4 protein-coding genes and 1 pseudogene are annotated in these 4,004 nt (G+C 32.7%); 1 reads left to right on the plus strand and 4 read right to left on the minus strand.

All coding sequences use genetic code 11. From position 1 onward, the window contains the following. Positions 1–638: 638 nt before the first annotated feature. The 3 genes from MOC86_RS27065 to MOC86_RS27075 all read right to left on the minus strand — a co-directional run bounded on the left by MOC86_RS27065 (position 639) and on the right by MOC86_RS27075 (position 3,011). Positions 639–905, minus strand: coding sequence for a hypothetical protein (locus MOC86_RS27065; RefSeq protein ID WP_243519682.1), 267 nt, complete (start codon positions 903–905; stop codon positions 639–641). Positions 906–1,851: 946 nt separating this feature from the next. Continuing rightward, positions 1,852–2,718 carry an Rpn family recombination-promoting nuclease/putative transposase gene (locus tag MOC86_RS27070; RefSeq protein WP_268586978.1) on the minus strand — a complete coding sequence of 289 codons (867 nt, stop codon included), beginning with the start codon at positions 2,716–2,718 and terminating at the stop codon, positions 1,852–1,854. Positions 2,719–2,873: 155 nt separating this feature from the next. Continuing rightward, positions 2,874–3,011 carry a hypothetical protein gene (locus MOC86_RS27075; protein ID WP_268586979.1) on the minus strand — a complete coding sequence of 46 codons (138 nt, stop codon included), beginning with the start codon at positions 3,009–3,011 and terminating at the stop codon, positions 2,874–2,876. 139 nt (positions 3,012–3,150) lie between these two features. On the opposite strand from MOC86_RS27075, the pseudogene MOC86_RS27080 reads away from it, so the two are divergent. Beyond that, positions 3,151–3,783 (plus strand): annotated as a pseudogene (locus tag MOC86_RS27080) (type 1 glutamine amidotransferase family protein). Positions 3,784–3,925: 142 nt separating this feature from the next. Here MOC86_RS27080 and MOC86_RS27625 read toward each other — a convergent pair. Beyond that, positions 3,926–4,000, minus strand: coding sequence for a DUF4260 family protein (locus MOC86_RS27625; RefSeq protein WP_419146699.1), 75 nt, complete (start codon positions 3,998–4,000; stop codon positions 3,926–3,928). Between the last annotated feature and the right edge of the window lie 4 nt (positions 4,001–4,004).

A 4,004-nucleotide genomic window follows, 5' to 3' on the forward strand; every position in this document is an offset into this window, starting at 1 on the left:
AGAATTCAATTAAAGTTACACAGCCGTTCTCCCATGGAATATCGAAGAATGGCTGCGTCATAACCACTGCCTTTTTTGTAGTGTCTACTTGACAGGGGTATATTCAAAGGGAAAAGTCTGTCCAAAAACAAGTGAAATTCATTCATCAACTGTTTGGATTAACTGCATAAGAACAAATTCCACTAGTAATCTATATACCTGTTTTAGCCAAATGCAATGTTTGCACCAGAACCATACATCTTATGTAAACTACAAATGTTGAATTTTATGTGATAAAAAGAAACCCTTTGCTGAGTAAAGGGTTTTTACATATGGGGGAATACATTAGTAGTATGAACCGTTTTATAGCTTCATATACCTATATATTGATATAGTTAGACCTTTGTTAAAGGTACGACAAGGGTGGTTGTGGTATGTGTGGGGAGTTTTTCCATTCAGGTAACCTGCTAAAAAAATGAACAAAAAGCCTCTATACATGAATAGACAAGAATGAGGTAACAACAAGGAGATTTGCATCTAGCTTTTATTTCTTATAAACCCCATCACTAAATACAAAATAAGAACTTTAATTATTCTTTATTTTGTTTGTTTCTTTCCCTAATAAACTAACAGACAGATATTTTGAATTTTTTGCCCCCTTATCGATACAATAACTGAACTCTCATAATGTCATCTAACAGCACTTTCACTTCCTCCTGAGACAGTGGGACAAGCATTTGATCATAAAAAGAAATGATTTGTCCATCTTTTTCATGTTCATGCTGTTTTAAATAATGGTAGATATCTTTTAATTGATTTTCTTTAAGACTAGTTGCCGTTTGAAAGTTCTTGATTGACTTTAATGAAAAAGTATTTATTTCTTCGTCAAAGTCACCTGATATCATTTGTCCTTCGATATAAGCCATGTTTGGTCACTCTCCAGAAACGTTTTGCCTAGTTTCCCCTTTTTACGGAAGTTTCATCCTAACACGATAAAGTTTTAAATATAAGTTGAATACCATATTTATTTCTAACTGATACTATATCAGTACATTCGTATTTATATCGACATTAGGAGGATATATTAATGAGTAATCTAGACAAACAATTGGGTCGATTCACGAAGGCTATTTTTATGAAATACTTATAAATAGAGAGCCCACAATATTCAAGGAGGACATCCATCCGCAAGTAAGGCGTGCTCCCCTAGAGTTAACTGTTCCTAGTGAAGATGAAAAAAAACTAGTCGTAGTTTCTTACAATTCTACAGGAGAAGGCCGTATGCCATTTATAAGTGAGAGGTCTAACCAGTTACCGGAAAATGCAGTAAAAATGTTATTAAAACACAGTGTTAATTCTTCCAGTTCTCTTTCACCTTCTACTGTTGGTGGATCAGTGAACTTACCTACAGATACAAAGTAATAAATTTTAATTAAGTTTAGATAAGATAAAAGGAGAAGAACCTTTACATACTAGGTTTCTTCCCCTTCCAGTAAACTTATTGTTCATATGATCTATAAAGCTTAAAAATTGTTTGTCCTTTTTCATTCTAAAATCCTCCCTAATAATAGTTTTTACGATTTATATGGCTTTGACTATTAAAAGGAGGAGCTCGGATAGATAAACAGCGTTGTTATGTTTCATACTCCAAATTATTAATTATAAACACCCCTCGAATTATTTTATTACAAATTATACCGTAATTTTATATAATCTTACTGAAAATATAATCGTTCTTTTGTTTAAAAACTCTTTGTATACTATATGCAAACCTATTTACCATAATGTATCTTATAAGAACCTGAGATATCTATGTTTACTAAACAAATAAAAATAAGCAGTGTGCTCATGACACTGCTTATTTTGGGTAATTTATTGGTGGCGAAGTTTCTCAATTTCCTCTTGTGCAAGTCCTGTCAGTTTACTTATTGTTTTACTATCCATGCCTTCTTGAATCATACCTAATGCAACTTTCAAGATGCCTCTTTTTTCCCCAAGGTTTTCAGCTCTTTTTAAAGCAGATTTTTCATCCAATAAAGCCTTTCTTCTTGCTTCATAAGCCAGTAAGACCTCTGGGTCTTGACTAACACGTTCCCATTCATCTATTGCTTTCTTCAATACTTGATCTTCTTGCATCGCAATCTCCTCCAATACTTGAGTGATTTCTTCATCTTCCGATGCTTCAAGTAATAATAACCACCTTACTAATTGATCTTCTCGTGGATCGACTTCTTTTCTACGCCACTTAATCAAAAGTTTAGGAAGTTCCATAAAATGAATTTCTAACATGTCCGTTAGTAATAATTTTTCTTCACGTTCGTATAACTGAAAGACTGAATGATAATGATTGATATGAGACAAATAACGGAAGTTTACAATGTTAATGGTAATCGTTTGACATAGCTCACCATAGTCCATTCCTTCTTTCATCTGACTACTATACATCTTGGACCAATAATAAAGCGTTCTTTTTTCCATATCATGCTTATTATTGAGTTGGATTTCAATGTTTATACGAGTTCCATCTTCTAACCGAGCATGAACATCAAGAATGGATCGTTTATCTTCCTGATTTTCTTTATTAAAATGTGGATCTAATAAGTGAACGGTCGTAATTTTCTTTTTCTCTGGTAAACGTAGAGCTGCATTTAAAAAAGCTGCTAAAATGGATTCATTTCCATGCGTTCCAAAAAGAGATTTAAAGGCAAAATCGACACGTAAATCTAATCGCTTTGTCATGATATCCTCCGTGATTTCTTCTTTTCTTTTAGTATAACATGAGTTTCACTTTTTCCTCTTAAGTATACTTTTACGGACGTTTAGTGGAAAAGAAAGATTGAATAAGCGAATTAAAAGGATGTCATACATATACATATGACATCCTCTATTTAACTTCAAAAATTAACATAAGAAAGTAAACGATCAACGAGATGGAAGGAATGGCTATCCAGATAGGCTAATGCCACACCACCGATTGCCATCGTAAAATAGAAAATAAAACCTGGTTCCCTCTTCACAGCTTTTTCACTCACATAAAATCCACCTTTACAAAGAATATATGTAGTACAGCTCTAATATCATAACAAATATTACAAAAAAGTAATATATAACCAAATAAGGGCCTGGGTATATTATAATAGGTTATATCAATGGTGATAGGAGTGTTATGGGATGAAAACAAAAAAAGTTTATCTTTATGTATTTAATACAATGTCAGACTGAGAATATGGATATTTAATTGCTGAACTAAATTCAGGAAGATATTTCAAAAAAGATTTAGCCCCTTTAAAAGTAGTTACAGTAGGAACGAATAAAGAAATGATTACAACGATGGGAGGACTAAATATAAAACCAGAAATTTCTCTTAATGAGTGTACTCTTGAGAGTAAAGATCTTTTTATTTTACCCGGAGGGGATACTTGGGGAGAAGATATTCATCAACCCATCTTGAAAAAAATTGGCGAAGCTTTAAAGCTTGGTACAATTGTTGCTGCCATTTGTGGTGCAACTGTAGGACTGGCTAATAATGGATACTTAGATTCTAGAAAGCATACAAGCAATGACTTAGCGTATATTAAAATGGTCTGTCCTCATTATAAAGGAGAAAAATTTTATGAGGTGGGACCTGCAGTATCTAGTGAGAATTTGGTTACGGCATCAGGAGTAGCGCCTCTGGAATTTGCGATGGAAGTATTGAAAAAACTAGATGTATTTACACCAGATACATTGCATTCATGGTATAATCTAAATAAAACTCATAAACCTGAATACTTCTTTCAATTAATGAATTCAATAAATAAATGAGCTAAAAGAGTCAACTTAGCCGTTTTATATTAGCTTAAATAATAATCATGCTTTAGTCGATGTTAAAGTTTGATTTTTATAATAGAGTTTACATAACCTATATTATCGGTACAAAGAACCTAATTGATATCAATTAGGTTCTTTATTTAAGCATTTGTAAGTGTGTTTCTTTTGTCGAATTTTTCTTCTTTAAACCGTAGCCTACTACTCGGTCCATAGCA

Source organism: Priestia endophytica, assembly GCF_026790145.1.
GTDB lineage: Bacteria > Bacillota > Bacilli > Bacillales > Bacillaceae_H > Bacillus_I > Bacillus_I endophytica_A.

Bases quoted from the DNA above. Each gene is read 5' to 3' on its own strand.
- MOC86_RS27065 (WP_243519682.1), bottom strand. From the start codon at position 905: ATGGCTTATATCGAAGGACAAATGATATCAGGTGACTTTGACGAAGAA.
- MOC86_RS27070 (WP_268586978.1), bottom strand. From the start codon at position 2,718: ATGACAAAGCGATTAGATTTACGTGTCGATTTTGCCTTTAAATCTCTT.